Below are 13,953 nucleotides of genomic sequence, written 5' to 3'. Positions count from 1 at the left end.
TTTCGTCCTTTACTGTCCCGTTGCCGGTTTTGCGGCCAGCGCGTTCGGTGCTGCGCTCGCGCCCGCGTTCTCGCCAAACAGGGCCACCGGGCGCCCATGCGGCTCGACGCCGAGAAACGTGAAGGCAAGCCCGATCAAGAGGCCGGCGCCGGCAAGAAAGCAAAACGCCGGCATCACCGCCGCGGCCGTCGCACTTGGATGCACGAGATTGTCTGCGCCGGCGATCAATGCGAGACACAAGGGACCTACGATCTTGCCGATCCCGTTCGAGAGCTGGGCAAGGCCGACCGCGCGCCCCGACAGCTGGACCGGAAAGATTTCCGCGGGATAGGGCCCGATGTTCGAAAATCCACCGTCGAAGAACAGGGCGCCGATGGTCAGGAAGACCAGGAACAACGGTACCGAGCCGGCAAAGTCGTTGTGAAAATAGGCGGCCAGCGCCAGCGAGATCGCGGTGCCATAGCCCATCAACTGGCCGCACGGCTTGCGGCCGATGCGATGGGCAAGAAAGGCAAAGCCGGTCCGGCCAACGACGCCGGCGAGGCTGACATAGATGAACATCTTGGCCGCATCCTGGGGCGCGACGCCAAGCAGCAGCGCCACGATCGTCGGCCCCCACAGGAAGACACCGTAATTCGCCGTGCTGGCGCCGAACCAGATCAGGACTGTCAGCCAGAACCGTCGCTGCTCGGCAAACAGATCGGCAAATGTCGCCGGGTTCGCCGGCGGCAGCGTGGGCAGGACAAACGACTCGCCGCCGACCTGATAGAGCTTTCGGATATTCGACTGCGCCTCACGCACGCGGCCCTTGCTGATCAACCAGCGCGGCGATTCCGGCATGATGATCATGGTCAGAATTGCGAGGATGATCGGCAGGAATCCGACCGCCGCCAGACCGCGCCAACCGACCAGCGGCAACAGGAAACTCGCCGTCACCGACGCCGACAGCACGCCGAAGGCGACCGGAACCACCACGAGGCTCGTAACCAATGTGCGATGGCGGGTCGGCGCGAATTCGACGATGGCAGGAACCGCCGCCGCCGCGCCCGCGGCAAGGCCGACGCCGACGAAAAAGCGCAGGATCGCAAACGCAACCCAGCCGTCCTCCGGAATGAACGCGATCGCGCCCGAGGTGAGGCCGCAAAGCAGAACGCCGGCAACCGCCAGCGGCTTGCGCCCGAAGCGATCGGCGAGGACGCCCGCGGCGAACGCCCCGAGCATCGCCCCGATGCCGGCGCTCATCAGCATGATCGAGGTCTGGCCGAACGTCAGGTGCCATTTCGGCGCCAGCACCGAGACCAGAAACCCGACCACAAAGAAATCGAAGAAATCCACCACGCCGGAGATGGCGAAGATGATGATCGATAGCCAATAGCGCGTCGTCACCGGCACTTCGTCGAACGGCACAGCGCTCGCTTGGTCAGCCATGGTCTCCCCCTGTTGTTGTCAAGCCGCCTTCTTTTTTGAATTCAGAAATGCCGTCACCGCCTCCGCCACCCGCTCGGGAGCCTGGATCGATGCGACATGGCCGACGTTCGCGATGGTCTTGGTCTCGACGCATGCAAGATCGCGGGCGAGCGCAAATGTCTCGGCATTCGGGATCAATCGGTCGTCGGCACCCGCCAGCAGCAGCGTCGGGCGATCAAAGCCCGTCAGATCGGCGGCGACAGGCTGCGCGAGCAAGGCGCCGCGTCGCGCCTTCTGGCCGTCTTCGCGGTTCGAGCCACGAAAGATGTCAATCAACTCGGGCCGCGCGCGCAGATAGTCCGGCGGGAAGAAGAACTCCGCGATCCTCGGCGCGTTGCCTGCGGTGTCCGCGCGGTACGACGCGAGTGTGCGGAAGACATCCGCATTGACGTCCAGCGGGCTCCTGTTGACCTTCCAGGTGCTGCTCAGGATCAGGCGATCGATGCGGCCGGGATGGCGGGCCGCCAGCACCTGCGCGATCTGGCCGCCCAGCGAGGTCCCGAAGACATGGACACGATCGTAGCCGAGCCCCCTGATCAGGGCCGCGGCATCGTCAGCCAGGTCGGCCAGCGAATAGGACGACGGAGGATTCCTGGTGGCGCCGGAATCGCGCTGGTCATAAGCGATCACGGTGAAGTTTGTCGCCAGCGCGGGCGCAAGGCCGTCAAACATCGAATGATCGGCCTCGCCGCCATGCAGCAGCACGATCGGCTCGCCGCGTCCGCTCTTCTCGAACGCCGTAACGACGCCGTCAGATTCGAACGATTGCATGGGAGCCTCCGCTAATGCAGCAACGTCGAGAGCGCGCCGGCCAATTCCTTCGCCGGATCCGACGGCACCCACGGCATCCGCCACGCCACGTGTCCGTCAGGGCGCACCAGCACGGCGCCGCGCATGCCGAGCTGGAATCCGTCCGCCGGGTCGGCTGACGGCAACTGTTTCAACGAGAGCGGCAGGCCGGTCTTCTCCGATACCTGCTTCCCTGCCTCGAGCCAATCGCTGCCGAGCGGACCGGTGACGACCGTGAATTCCTTGTCGAACCAGTCGAGCGTCGATGTCTTGCGCGAAGGCTCGAGCCACATGTGCGGAAAGCGCGCGCCGGGGCGATCGGTCGGCGTGTAGTAGCGTGAGTTCAGCGCCTTCGCGACGGTGCCATCCGGGATCACCGCGCCCTCCTCGTAATTGTGTCCGAGGTTTTGCCCGATGCTGTGCAGATGATTGTCCATATCGTTGATCCAGAACCTGATCCGGTCCGGATTGCGCGATCGCACGGCGTCGTCGGTCAGCCCAAATCGCAATCTGTTCCCGTAGCTGAAATTGGCATTGGACTGCGCGATCGGGCGGCGCTCGCTGGAATAGCTGTCGAGCAGCTTTTCGTCCGCGAGTCCCTTCAACACGAAGGCGAGCTTCCAGGCGAGATTATGCGCGTCCTGCACGCCGGAGTTCAGGCCGAAGCCGCCGGTCGGCGGAAAGCGGTGCGCGCAGTCGCCGACCAGAAACACCCGGCCCTTTCGAAAGGTCTCGGCCACCTGCATGCTGACGCGCCAGATCGAACGGTTGAGAAGCGTGACGTCGAGGTCCGGAATGCCGACATGGCCGCGCGCGATCTCGATGAATTCCTGGTCGGTCCACGGCCGCTCGCGATCGTCCTTGGTCAGGCCAATTTGCGTCACGGTCAGCCAGCGATCCCGGCCATTGGTGTTCAAAATGGCGGCGCGCGGCAGATCGGGCCTGTCCGGGACGATGATGAAACCGGCCGCCTCGCGTGCGATCGGCAGCCGCGACAGATCGGCCCGCCAATACTCATTCGACATCACCGCCAGCGTGGAGGGCCCGACCATCTCGATCCCGGCGCTGCGCCGCGTCTGGCTGCCTGCGCCATCGGCGGCGATCAGATAGGTCGCCGTCCATTGCGTCACCTCGCCGGTCTTTTCGCAACGCGTCGTGACGTTGACACCGCTGTTGGTCTCCTCGAACGATTCACAGGCTGTGTTGAACAGGACCGTGGCGTGCTTGGACTTCTCGACCACGCGCAGGATTTCCTCCTCGACGGCATCCTGGGCGACCAGGCTCTTCCAGGCGGGCGTATGTCCGACATTCGGCTCGGGACGGGTGCGGCCGAACTCGTGACCGGCGATGCTGTCGAGGAACACGAACATGTCGGAGTTGTCCTGCAGGCCGCGCTCGCGGATCGCCTGCTCGATCCCCCACTGCCGGAAGATCTCCATGGTGCGGACCCAGCAGCCGCGCGACTTGGGATGATCTGTTGTCGTCGGGCTCTTCTCGACCACGACGCAGTCGATGCCGAAGCGATCGAGCAGCAATGACATCGCAAGGCCGACCGGCCCGCCGCCGGCGATGAATACGGACGTCTGGCGTGCCTCATCGGTGGCGATGCCCATCCTCGTCTCTCCTCCGTTTGATCGTTGCGAAAGAGACTGCTCCTTTTTTGGTATCTCACAAGAATATGTTTGATATGGTATCCATCTCGATTTGAGATGGAGCGCCCCGTCATGGACCTGCGGCAGATCCGCTATTTCGTTGCCGTCGCCGAGCGTGGCGGCTTTGCCGCCGCGGCGAGCACGCTGAACGTCGCCCAGTCGGCACTCAGCCGCCACGTCAAGGAGCTTGAAGACGAGTTAGGCGGCGCCTTGCTTGAACGCGGCGCGCGCGGTGTCTCGGTCACGGAATCCGGCAAGGTGCTGCTCGCGCGCGGGCGCTGGCTGCTTGGAATGATCGACGACATCAAGGCCGAGGTGCGCACGGAAAATCGGGAGCCCACCGGTACGGTCCGGATCGGCGCGCCGCCAAGCCTCGGCGATATCCTCTACCCGCCGCTTGCCCAGACATTCGTGAAGCAATTTCCACGCGTGCGGCTCGAGCTCAGCGAGGGCCTGACGGAAAACGCATCCGAACGCCTGCTGCGCGGTGAGCTCGATCTGGCGATCGTGACGACGCCGTCCCCCAACGACCATCTCGACTATGAACTGCTCATGGTCGAACAGGTGTTCCTGATCGGGCCATCGCGCGATCCGCTGCTGAAGCGTGGCAGACTGACCCGCAAGGAGTTCGACGCCCTGCCATCCGCCGTGGGTCCGCTCAGCCGCAACCCCTTCCCGCCGACGATGCTCTGCGCGGTACGGGTCGACAACAGCACCCCGATGAAGCGCATGGTGGCCGCGGGCCTCGGCTATGCACTGCTGCCCTTCTCCGGCATTCACCAGGAAGTGGCTGCCGGTGCGCTATCGGCGGCGCTGTTGCCGTGGATGCGCGCCGACCGCGTCCTGGCATTGCCGCGTGGACGGCCGGTCAGCCGGGCAACGCGTGAAGCGATTGCAACCTTGAAGAAGATCTGCCGCGCCCTGATCGATGAGGGAATCATCCTGACCGCGCCGGCACGCAAGACCTGAGCGCGTCATTCCCCTCCAAACGATCTGCTCGTTCCGCGCTGGTGCCCTGCGCAGCCCCCATTCGCTGCATCCCGCCGCCCGTTCCAGACGGCCGGCCTGGCCCACCGCGTCTCACTCCGGCTGTCCGGTCAACCAATCGTCTTGACGATAGTTGTCATGACAACTATAGAGTCATTCCAAGATTGGCGATCAAGCCGGCTGTTCCCGCCGTGGACGGACGAGAGCCGTGAAACGGCCATGGCTTTGCAGGCGACCTTGTGGGTCGCCTTGCGCAGCCGGCGGTAAGTCGAAGGGAGGACGTGATGAATGCTGCTTCGCAGAACCACGCGGCACGACTGCGGGAGATTTCCCGGCTGATTGACGACCGCCCCAGCGAACGCGTCTTCGAAGTCGATCGCCGGATCTTCAGCGATCCTGACGTGTTCGACGCCGAGCTCCGGCATATCTTCGAGGCCACGTGGAATTTCATCGGCCTGGAATCCCAGATCGCCCGGCCCAACGACTTCGTCACCACCCATATCGGCCGGCATCCAATTCTCGTGATGCGGAGCACCGACGGCAAGGTCGGCGCATTCCTCAACACCTGCCGGCATCGCGGAACGATCGTCTGCCCCTTCAAGCAGGGACGGCAGAAATTCCATGTCTGCCGCTATCATGGCTGGGCCTACGATTCGAGCGGACGCAACATCTCGGTGACAGAGGAAGCGAGCGGGCAGTATCCGCCGTCCTTCTCGAACCGGAATCACGACCTGCTCCCGGTCGCCCGGCTTGGCTCGTATCGCGGATTCCTGTTCGCAAGCCTCTCGGCCGACGTTCCGCAACTGGAGGAGTTTCTCGGCGACACCCGCGCCTTCCTCGATCTCATCATCGATCAGAGCGACAGCGGTGAAGTCGAGTTCGTGCCGGGCGCCAGCACGTATACGTTCGATGCAAACTGGAAGCTGCAGTTCGAGAACGGCCTCGACTACTATCATTTCGCGACCACCCATAGCTCCTACGTCGACATCCTGAAGAAGCGCAACGCCACCGCCGGACCGGACGCCGGTTTCACGGTTGAGCCGGAAGGCGAGCAGGAAGGGCAAGGCAGCTTCAGCTTCGACTATGGCCATGCCGTCAACTGGTCGATCAAACGGACGCAGCTCTATGGTCGTCCGCTCGGCATGGACCCGGCGCGTCTCGATGCCGTGCGGCAACGCGTCGGCAGCACCCGCGCCAAGTGGATGCTTCGGCAACGCAACCTCACGATTTTTCCGAACCTGCAGGTCATCGACATCCTGTCGGCGCAGGTGCGGACCTGGCGGCCGCTGGCACCCGACAAGACCGAGATGGTGTCGCATTGTCTCGCTCCGGTCGGCGAAAGCGCCGCGGCGCGCACGCTTCGTATTCGCAACTACGAAGACTTCTTCAACGCGTCCGGGCTCGCGAGCTCGGACGATAACGTCATGTATGAGTTCTGCCAGACCGGCTACGACGCGGCATCAGCCGCGCCGACGCAAGGCTATCTGCGCGGCGTCGCGGAGGTCGGCCACGGCGAGAGCGCGCATACGCGCGAGCTCGGCATAACCCCGTCCGAATGGTCGTTCGGCCCCACCAGCTTTGGCGGCGAGACGAATTTCCACCCCGGTTATCGCGAGTGGCGCAGGCTGTTAGAGCACGCCGCGGGGGAGACGGCGTGATGGCTGGCAGCGCAATCAAGCATACGGATGCCCACGCGGTCGCCGCCGCGACCATCTTCCGCGAAGCCCGCCTGCTCGACACCGGCGAATGGACCGACTGGGTCGCGATGTACAGCGAGGATGCCGTCTATTGGGTGCCGGGATGGCTCGACGAATACACCACCACCAATGATCCCGATACGCAGGTCTCGCTGCTCTACCACGATGCGCGGCGCGGGCTGGAAGAGCGGATCGCACGCATCGAGTCGCGCAAGTCGATCACCGCGCTGCCGTTGCCGCGTACCGTGCACCAGATCTCGAACCTGGAAGCGTCCGAAACCGGACCTGACGAGATCACCTGCCAGTCCGTGTTCTCGGTCCATGTCTACGACCCGCGCGTCGCCAAGGAGCATCTGCGCCACGGGCGCTATCAGCACACGCTGAGGCGTGAAGGCGAGACTTGGAAGATCGCGCGCAAGGTCATCACGCTGGTCAATGACCGCGTCCCGACCGTGCTCGATTTCTACAGCATTTGAGAGAGCACATGACGGATCAGGGAACCTGGCACGAAGCTGCCGCGCTCAGCGCGCTGAGCGAAGGCGAGCCCTACGGCATCGAAATCGCCGGCCACCACATCGCGCTCTATCGCGTCGGCAATGAGTGCTACGCCACCAGCAACATCTGCACCCATGCGGAGGCGCTCTTGTCGGACGGCATCCTGGACGGCTGCGAGATCGAATGCCCGCTGCATATGGGCCGCTTCGACATAAGGACCGGCGAAGCGCTGACCAGTCCGGTCGAGATCGACATCCAGACCTATCCCGTGCGCGTGGCAGGCGACAGGCTGGAAGTCTGCCTGCCCGCGTAGGACGACCATCAAAAATCAAGAATCGGGGGAAGCTGGGATGACCGAAGTCGTGATGGACAAGGCGGCGCGTGCGACCGCCGACCCGGAGATCGAACGCACCACCATCCGCAAGGTCGCGCTGCGCCTGATGTGGTTCGTGATGGCGATGTACTTTCTCGCCATTCTCGACCGCGGCAATATCTCCTTTGCCGCACTGCAGATGAACAAGGAGCTCGGCCTCAACGCCGAGATGTTCGGTATCGCGGTCGGGATCATGTACTTCACCTATTCCATCTTCGAGATCCCGAGCAATCTCATCCTCAGCAAATACGGCGCACGCGTCACGCTGACGCGGATCGCGATCCTGTGGGGCGTTGCCACGGTTCTGATGGCCTTCACGCAGGGGCCCTTGAGCCTCTATGCATTCCGCGGCTTCCTCGGCGTTGCCGAGTCCGGCCTGTTTCCCGGCGTCATGCTGCTGCTGAGCCTCTGGTTTCCGTTCAGCTACCGCGCCCGCTACAATGCGATGTTCAACTATGCGGTGCCGATCTCCTATATCTTCGCCTCGTTGATCTCCGGCGCCATCCTCGAGCTGAACGGAACGTTCGGCATTTCGGGCTGGAAATGGCTGTTCATCCTCGAAGGCGTGCCGCCCATCATCCTGGGGATCGTCGGCATCTTCTACCTGACCGACCGCCCGCAGCAGGCGAGCTGGCTGTCGACGGCACAGCGCAACTGGCTGACCGGCGCGCTGGAGCGCGACGCCAAGGCAACCGGGGTGGTGCATGCCGAGGGCGTGCTCAGGACCATCACCAAGCCGATGGTGCTGCTGTTCGGCCTGTGCAATTTCGGCCTGTTCTGCGGGCTGGCGTCGCTGTTCCCCTGGCTGCCGCAGATCATCAAGTCGTTCGGCCTGCCGAATTCGCAGGTCGGTTTCGTCACCGCGATCCCGCCGATCGCCGGCCTGATCGGCATGATTGCACTGTCGCGGCACTCCGATCACGTCGGTGAGCGCTTCTACTATGCCGCGACGACCTTCGTGATCGCCGCAGCGGGCTTTGCGATCGCGGCCTTTTCCACATCGCCGGTCTGGATCATCATCGGATTCATGGTTGCCAATGTCGGCGTCTATGGTACGCAGGCCGTGTTCTGGACTATTCCGCAGTCCTACATGTCGCGGCAGAGCGCGCCGGGAGCGATCGGCCTCGTCGGCATGATCGGCAGCATCGGAGGCGCGACGATCCCGATCGTGATCGGACGTGCCAAGGACGCTTCGGGCAGCTTCACCACCGGATTCCTCGTGGTGTCAGGCGTTCTCCTCGTCGCGGCGGTCCTGGTGTTGATCGCGCGCACACAACTCGTGAAAGAATGAAAAATCGGACTGCCACAAGTCGCACCAAAGTCGCTGACGCGCGCCGCGCCCCGCAGGAGGACGTGCGCTCGGAACTGGTGATCGATTTCGAACGCTATGTGCCGACGGTGCTGTCGAGCCTGGTCGCGAAGTTGCGCGCGAATGCCAACGCGTTCTTCCCGCAAGCCTACGGCGTCTCGCTCGCGGAATGGCGGGTGCTGTCCTTTCTCAGGGAGCATGAGCCCGCCAGTGCCTACGACATCTGGACCAACGCGCAGCTGGACAAGGCCGTCGTCAGCCGCGAGACCACGTCGCTGAAGAAAAAGGGGCTGATCGAGCTGACGCCGGTCAGGGGCAGCGCCCGGAACCGGAGCGAGATCCGCCTGACAGCTCAGGGCTTGGCGCTGCTTGACCGCAGCCTCGACGAAATCCTGCGCCGGCACAGCAACCTCACGGCCGGCCTCGACGCCAGGACGCTCGACACCTTCTTCCGTGTCGTTGATCACATCGAACAGCGCATTCCTCACATGGCCGATCCGTCCGAACATGCCGCGCCGGCCCATGCGCCGGTCAAGCGGATTGCGAAGCGGAGATCGCCGAGCGGCGCCTGACAGCGGCAGGCCGGGACGGCGGCGATCGCGCAGGTCGAAATGCGAGTCACGGTGCGGTGACTGCACGAAGGAACCGGGCGTAATTTATGTTTCAGTAAGCAAGTTGTAGCTAAAGTCGATCAGTGCGTTGCGTAGAGGAGACTTCCAGTGATCGACTTTGACGAACTTCGTAGTATCGCCGCGGATGTTCGTATCTTTATCGATGCTTCGGAAGACAAGGGCAGCGCCCTGAAGGCTATCGTCGATGCCTACGATGTCGTCCTCGGCATCTTCCCGGCCGGCCCCGGAATGGACCTTCACGTGGTCAAGGGCACCGAGGTCCTCAATCACATCGCGCAGACCCAGGCCTCGTCGGGCTTCACCCATACCGCGATCGCCTTCCAGACCCGCGAGCAGGCTGTTGCGCTTGAGCACCTGATGGCGGCCTAGTCACCGGCGCAGAGCGGCTGAAGACTGCGCAATTTGCTTTAAGATCAACCGATTGCCCGCCATGCGGCGGGGGCGATATGCACTTTGTGCCAATCTCGTCCCCAGGGCGCGCGGTCCTGGCAAAACGACGTCCCGCCCCATCTATTCCATGCCGTCGTCCACGTTGCCTTCCCGGGCAAAACCGGCAAAAATCCCGTCCACGATTCCGCGGTGGGACGCATGGATATGGGCCAGCACCTGACGGTTCACAGCGGCGAGCTTGACGGCTTCGAGGGACTCCACGACGCCGTCAAAGGCTCGCATGTCGAGGTCATGCAGCTTGAACGCGGCAAGCTGCGCGGGACGTTGTCCCATGTCGGGATCGGCGATTTCTCGCTCAGCATCGGCGCGTTCAATGTCGGGGTCCGCACCCAGCGTACTTCGACCGATGACAAGCTGATCATCGGAATGCTGCTGAATGCCACGGATCGCGTCACGCATTGGGCATTCGACATGCAGCCGGCCGACGTGCTGGTAATCCCTCCGTGGGTCGAGCATGACGGCGTCTTTCACAAGGCCTCGTCCTACGCCGCAATTCGCTTCGACATGGCCGATCTGCCCGACATCTTCGGCGACGAGCCGCGGCTCGCCGATGCCGAAACATGGCAAGCAAAGAACCACTTTCGCGCCGACCCCACGCTCGGCATGGCCGGGGCGGCCAGGCTGCCGCAGATCGTCTCGCATCTCGCGCGGTATCCGGACGCGCTGTCGGAGGCGTCGTCCGAGTTCTGGAAGCGCGCGATCATCGATTGCGTCAGGCCGACGGCGATCAAATCGCTGCCATCAGACGGAATCAGCTACCTGCCGTCGGCGATGAAGCTGGTACGCCACGTCGAGGACTATCTGCACGCCGCGGGCGCCCGCCCGGTCCATGTCTCGGAAATCTGCACCGAGCTTCGGCTGTCGCGCCGCAGCCTGCACCGCGCCTTCCACGAGGTGTTCGGCGTCGGCCCGGTGACGTTCCTGCGCTACAAGCGGCTCTGCACGGTCCGCGAGATCCTGCGCGAAAGCACGCCGGAGCAGACCACCGTTTCCAAGGTCGCGATCGAGCAGGGCTTCATCGAGCTCGGGCGCTTCTCGCAATACTACCGCGCGATGTTCGGGGAGTACCCCTCGCAGACGCTCGGCTATGCCGGTTAGAACGATCCGGCGGCGCTCACGCACATTCAAACCGCTGCGCGCGCAAGCTCATTTCGATCGTCCCGGATCGCCATTGCCGGACAGCACTTGCGCGGCGCCGCCGATGCCGCGCCGGAAGGCCTCATCGAAGGTGACGCCGCGGAACTGCCATGTGTAGTCCTTGCCGCGCCACGCCATCCGCCATTGCGTGGCCCAGCCGAGATCCTTGTCATCCCAGACCAGCCGTCCGACCAGAATGGCCTCGCCGCCCCGCGGCGCCACGATCGCACTGAGCTGCGCGGGCGGCGTCTTCAGGAGCCCGGCGGCCGTGACATTGGCGCGCGTCAGAGCGGCCGTCTCGGGCAGCACAAAGCGCATGCCGCGCTTGCCGGCCGCAGCCGCGAGTGCATCGCGCTGCAAATCGGACTGCGTCCCGTCAGAGGTGACGATAAAGTCCTTCGGGCCGTGCAGCATCTCGACGAAGACGCCGAGCGTCGGCCGCTGCGATTGCCACGGCTTGAGGCCGAGCTTGGCAAGAATGCCGTCGATCTTGTTCTGGTCGAACGCCACCGTCAGGTCGTAAGGCCGGTCGCGGGTGCCCTGCTCGTCATGATGTGGCTTGCCGGCATACTGGTCGTGATAGTCGAAACTGCTGACGAACTCCTTGGCCTTCGCTTTGTATGCGGCAAGCCTGCGGTCGCTTGCCAATATCGGCTGGCCGGAGACCTTGATCAGGACGTCCTCCAGACATGCACCGAAGCCGAGGATGCGGTTCGGCTCGCCCTGGCCGGTGACGACGGTCCGTGCGCGGTAGAGGTTGTCATCCGCCGCCGCGATCGCACCGCTGCACCAGATCAATGCCGCGGCAAGCAACGCTCCGAACACATCACGTGTGAGCGTGGCGACCAGATTGCGTTTCGTCTCAAGCAAGGCAGCCATCGTCACCTCCGCTCGGTCACGTCATCAACGGCACATTGGCGGTATTTTTCGGTAGCCCCAACACGTTCGACATGGGCGCTATTCCATCGGCCGCACGGCGCTATGGCCACGCGCGGCAGGCCTGACATATGCTGGGTGAATGCGCGGCGGCGCCGGGCGCGCCGCCCAAGACAAGAAGATCGACGACGACAGCCAGCAGGAGACGTCCCGTGAAATGCTATGAGTTGCAAGGCCCCGGCGGCGTCGACGCGCTTGCGCTGGTCGACAAGCCGGTTCCACAGGCCGGCCCCGGCGAGGTCCTGGTACGGCTGAAGGCGGCAACGCTGAACTATCGCGACCTGCTCACGGTCAAGGGCGGCTACGGCTCGCGCCAGAAATTTCCGCTGGTGCCGGTGTCCGACGGCGCCGGTGTCGTCGAGGCGGTCGGCGCCGGGGTCAGGAGTTTCGCGCCCGGCGATCGCGTGATCGGCAGCTTCTTCGAAAGCTGGCTCGGCGGTGAGCCCAGCGAGGCACGGATGCGCGCGGCGCTTGGCGGCAGCGTCGACGGCGTGCTGACCGAATACCGCGTGTTCCCGGCGCACGCGCTGGTGCGCACGCCGGACCATCTCAGCGACATCGAGGCCGCGGCGCTGCCCTGCGCCGGCCTCACGGCATGGAGCGCGGTGGTCAAGCTCGGCGACATCAAGCCGGGACAGACCGTGCTGACCCAGGGCACCGGCGGCGTCTCGCTGTTCGCGCTGCAATTCGCCAAGATGTGCGGCGCCCGCGTCATCGCGACCTCCTCCAGCGACGCCAAGATCGTGCGGCTGAAGCAACTCGGCGCCGATGTCACGCTCAACTACAAGACCACGCCCGACTGGGGCAAGAAGGCGCGCGAGCTGACCGGGCGCGGCGTCGACCTCGTCGTCGAGGTCGGCGGCGTCGGCACGCTGAACGAGTCGATCCGCGCGACGAAAATCGGCGGCACCATCGCCTTCATCGGCGTGCTCGCCGGTCCCGCCTCGTCCGACACCAGGCTGCCGCTGATGGTGATGCAGCAGCAGCGGCTGCAGGGCGTCACCGTCGGCTCGATCGAGGATCTGCAGGCGCTGTGCGACGGCATCAGCATGCACGGCGTCAAGCCCGTGATCGACAAGGTGTTCGCGTTCGACCAGGTCAAGGACGCGTTCGCCCACATGGCGAGCGGCGCGCATTTCGGCAAGATCGCGATTGCGATCGGCTAGCATGCTTGCCTAGCGCCCCGTGAACCGGGCCTTGCGCTTCTCGACGAAGGCCTGACGGCCTTCCTTCGCGTCGGCGCTGTCGCGGATCACCATCTGCAGCTCGATCTCGCGGCGGAACTGATCGGCGTAGCTCGCGTGCTCGCTCTCCTCGAGCAGCTGCCGCGTCGCGACCAGGGCGCGCGTCGGGCCATCGGCGAGGCGGCCGGCGAGTGCTTTCGCCTCGTCGAGCAGCCTTGCGTCGTCGACCACGTCGCGCACCAGCCCCCACTCCTTCGCCCGCTCGGCCGACAACGGCTCGTTCAGCAGCATCAACTCGAGCGCGCGCTGGCGCCCGACCAGCCGCGGCAACAGCCAGGTCGAACCGAGATCGGGCACCAGGCCGATCCGGCTGAACACCTGGATGAAGCTCGCCGAGCGCGCGGCCAGGATGATGTCGCCGGACATCGCAAGGCTGAAGCCGCCGCCGGCCGCGACGCCGTTGACGGCGACCACCACCGGCATCTGGCACTCGCGCAAGGCCTGCATCGCCGGCCAGTAATGCTTCATCACGCCGGTATAGATATTGTCGCCGAGCGAGTTGAACGCCTTGAGATTCTGCCCGGAGCAGAAGCCGCGTCCCTCCCCGGTCAGGACCAGCGCGCGGATGCCGGGCTCGACGCCCATCTCGCCGATGGCGCGTGCGAGATCGCCGAGCAGTTCCGGCGTCATGGCATTCAGGCTGGCGGGATCGTTGAGCGTCAGAATGCCGACCTTGCCGTCCCGCTCACGCTTCACACTGCTCATTTTCCGCTCCCCGAAATTGGTTCTTGTTGCACTGACAGTGCCAAGCTTGGCATGCTACGCCAACGCGACCCGCCCGCAAC

14 protein-coding genes are annotated in these 13,953 nt (G+C 64.5%); 9 read left to right on the top strand and 5 right to left on the bottom strand.

What is annotated here, in order from left to right; all coding sequences use genetic code 11:
* Window positions 1–9: 9 nt before the first annotated feature.
* From AAFG07_RS11715 to AAFG07_RS11705, 3 genes are read right to left on the bottom strand one after another with little or no spacing between them, the layout of a single operon-like run.
* Window positions 10–1,428 carry an MFS transporter gene (locus AAFG07_RS11715; protein ID WP_342727400.1) on the bottom strand — a complete coding sequence of 473 codons (1,419 nt, stop codon included), beginning with the start codon at window positions 1,426–1,428 and terminating at the stop codon, window positions 10–12.
* Between the two features lie 18 nt (window positions 1,429–1,446).
* On the bottom strand, window positions 1,447–2,238 hold the full coding sequence (locus AAFG07_RS11710) for an alpha/beta hydrolase (RefSeq protein WP_342727399.1): 792 nt from the start codon (window positions 2,236–2,238) through the stop codon (window positions 1,447–1,449).
* Window positions 2,239–2,249: 11 nt separating this feature from the next.
* Window positions 2,250–3,869, bottom strand: a complete 1,620-nt coding sequence (locus AAFG07_RS11705) for an FAD-dependent monooxygenase (RefSeq protein WP_342727398.1) — start codon at window positions 3,867–3,869, stop codon at window positions 2,250–2,252.
* Between the two features lie 111 nt (window positions 3,870–3,980).
* Here AAFG07_RS11705 and AAFG07_RS11700 point away from each other — a divergent pair, with 111 nt between their 5' ends.
* The 8 genes from AAFG07_RS11700 to AAFG07_RS11665 all read left to right on the top strand — a co-directional run bounded on the left by AAFG07_RS11700 (window position 3,981) and on the right by AAFG07_RS11665 (window position 10,949).
* On the top strand, window positions 3,981–4,877 hold the full coding sequence (locus tag AAFG07_RS11700) for a LysR family transcriptional regulator (protein ID WP_342727397.1): 897 nt from the start codon (window positions 3,981–3,983) through the stop codon (window positions 4,875–4,877).
* 302 nt (window positions 4,878–5,179) lie between these two features.
* A complete protein-coding gene (locus AAFG07_RS11695) occupies window positions 5,180–6,553 on the top strand; it encodes an aromatic ring-hydroxylating dioxygenase subunit alpha (RefSeq protein WP_342727396.1) in 1,374 nt (457 codons plus the stop codon).
* Window positions 6,553–7,068, top strand: coding sequence for an aromatic-ring-hydroxylating dioxygenase subunit beta (locus tag AAFG07_RS11690; protein ID WP_342727395.1), 516 nt, complete (start codon window positions 6,553–6,555; stop codon window positions 7,066–7,068). Before AAFG07_RS11695 ends, AAFG07_RS11690 begins: the two co-directional genes overlap by 1 nt.
* Window positions 7,069–7,076: 8 nt before the next feature.
* Window positions 7,077–7,400: a non-heme iron oxygenase ferredoxin subunit gene (locus AAFG07_RS11685; RefSeq protein ID WP_342727394.1), complete on the top strand. Its 324-nt coding sequence runs from the start codon at window positions 7,077–7,079 to the stop codon at window positions 7,398–7,400.
* 37 nt (window positions 7,401–7,437) lie between these two features.
* The gene (locus tag AAFG07_RS11680; RefSeq protein ID WP_342727393.1) at window positions 7,438–8,751 is read left to right on the top strand and encodes an MFS transporter; all 1,314 of its coding nucleotides are present in this window, start codon (window positions 7,438–7,440) and stop codon (window positions 8,749–8,751) included.
* 62 nt (window positions 8,752–8,813) lie between these two features.
* Window positions 8,814–9,341, top strand: a complete 528-nt coding sequence (locus AAFG07_RS11675) for a MarR family transcriptional regulator (protein ID WP_342727392.1) — start codon at window positions 8,814–8,816, stop codon at window positions 9,339–9,341.
* A gap of 147 nt (window positions 9,342–9,488) precedes the next feature.
* Entirely contained in the window at window positions 9,489–9,770 is a 282-nt protein-coding gene (locus tag AAFG07_RS11670; protein WP_342727391.1) for a hypothetical protein, read from the top strand.
* Between the two features lie 225 nt (window positions 9,771–9,995).
* Entirely contained in the window at window positions 9,996–10,949 is a 954-nt protein-coding gene (locus AAFG07_RS11665) for a helix-turn-helix domain-containing protein (protein WP_342729125.1), read from the top strand.
* 48 nt (window positions 10,950–10,997) lie between these two features.
* Here AAFG07_RS11665 and AAFG07_RS11660 read toward each other — a convergent pair whose 3' ends face one another.
* On the bottom strand, window positions 10,998–11,867 hold the full coding sequence (locus tag AAFG07_RS11660; RefSeq protein ID WP_342727390.1) for a DUF2066 domain-containing protein: 870 nt from the start codon (window positions 11,865–11,867) through the stop codon (window positions 10,998–11,000).
* A gap of 209 nt (window positions 11,868–12,076) precedes the next feature.
* On the opposite strand from AAFG07_RS11660, the gene AAFG07_RS11655 reads away from it, so the two are divergent.
* Entirely contained in the window at window positions 12,077–13,090 is a 1,014-nt protein-coding gene (locus tag AAFG07_RS11655) for an NAD(P)-dependent alcohol dehydrogenase (RefSeq protein ID WP_212316363.1), read from the top strand.
* Window positions 13,091–13,099: 9 nt separating this feature from the next.
* Here AAFG07_RS11655 and AAFG07_RS11650 read toward each other — a convergent pair whose 3' ends face one another.
* On the bottom strand, window positions 13,100–13,873 hold the full coding sequence (locus AAFG07_RS11650) for an enoyl-CoA hydratase-related protein (RefSeq protein ID WP_342727389.1): 774 nt from the start codon (window positions 13,871–13,873) through the stop codon (window positions 13,100–13,102).
* Window positions 13,874–13,953: the final 80 nt, after the last annotated feature.

It is taken from the genome of Bradyrhizobium sp. B097 (genome assembly GCF_038957035.1).
In the GTDB taxonomy this organism is placed as follows: Bacteria; Pseudomonadota; Alphaproteobacteria; order Rhizobiales; family Xanthobacteraceae; genus Bradyrhizobium.
Note: the sequence above shows the minus strand (reverse complement) of the source record. Positions and strands in the feature narration are given on the sequence as shown.

Coding starts and splice junctions, on each gene's coding strand:
- AAFG07_RS11690 (WP_342727395.1), top strand. CDS start 6,553: ATGGCTGGCAGCGCAATCAAGCATACGGATGCCCACGCGGTCGCCGCC.
- AAFG07_RS11705 (WP_342727398.1), bottom strand. CDS start 3,869: ATGGGCATCGCCACCGATGAGGCACGCCAGACGTCCGTATTCATCGCC.
- AAFG07_RS11685 (WP_342727394.1), top strand. CDS start 7,077: ATGACGGATCAGGGAACCTGGCACGAAGCTGCCGCGCTCAGCGCGCTG.
- AAFG07_RS11710 (WP_342727399.1), bottom strand. CDS start 2,238: ATGCAATCGTTCGAATCTGACGGCGTCGTTACGGCGTTCGAGAAGAGC.
- AAFG07_RS11665 (WP_342729125.1), top strand. CDS start 9,996: ATGGGCCAGCACCTGACGGTTCACAGCGGCGAGCTTGACGGCTTCGAG.
- AAFG07_RS11650 (WP_342727389.1), bottom strand. CDS start 13,873: ATGAGCAGTGTGAAGCGTGAGCGGGACGGCAAGGTCGGCATTCTGACG.
- AAFG07_RS11660 (WP_342727390.1), bottom strand. CDS start 11,867: ATGGCTGCCTTGCTTGAGACGAAACGCAATCTGGTCGCCACGCTCACA.
- AAFG07_RS11700 (WP_342727397.1), top strand. CDS start 3,981: ATGGACCTGCGGCAGATCCGCTATTTCGTTGCCGTCGCCGAGCGTGGC.
- AAFG07_RS11680 (WP_342727393.1), top strand. CDS start 7,438: ATGACCGAAGTCGTGATGGACAAGGCGGCGCGTGCGACCGCCGACCCG.
- AAFG07_RS11715 (WP_342727400.1), bottom strand. CDS start 1,428: ATGGCTGACCAAGCGAGCGCTGTGCCGTTCGACGAAGTGCCGGTGACG.
- AAFG07_RS11695 (WP_342727396.1), top strand. CDS start 5,180: ATGAATGCTGCTTCGCAGAACCACGCGGCACGACTGCGGGAGATTTCC.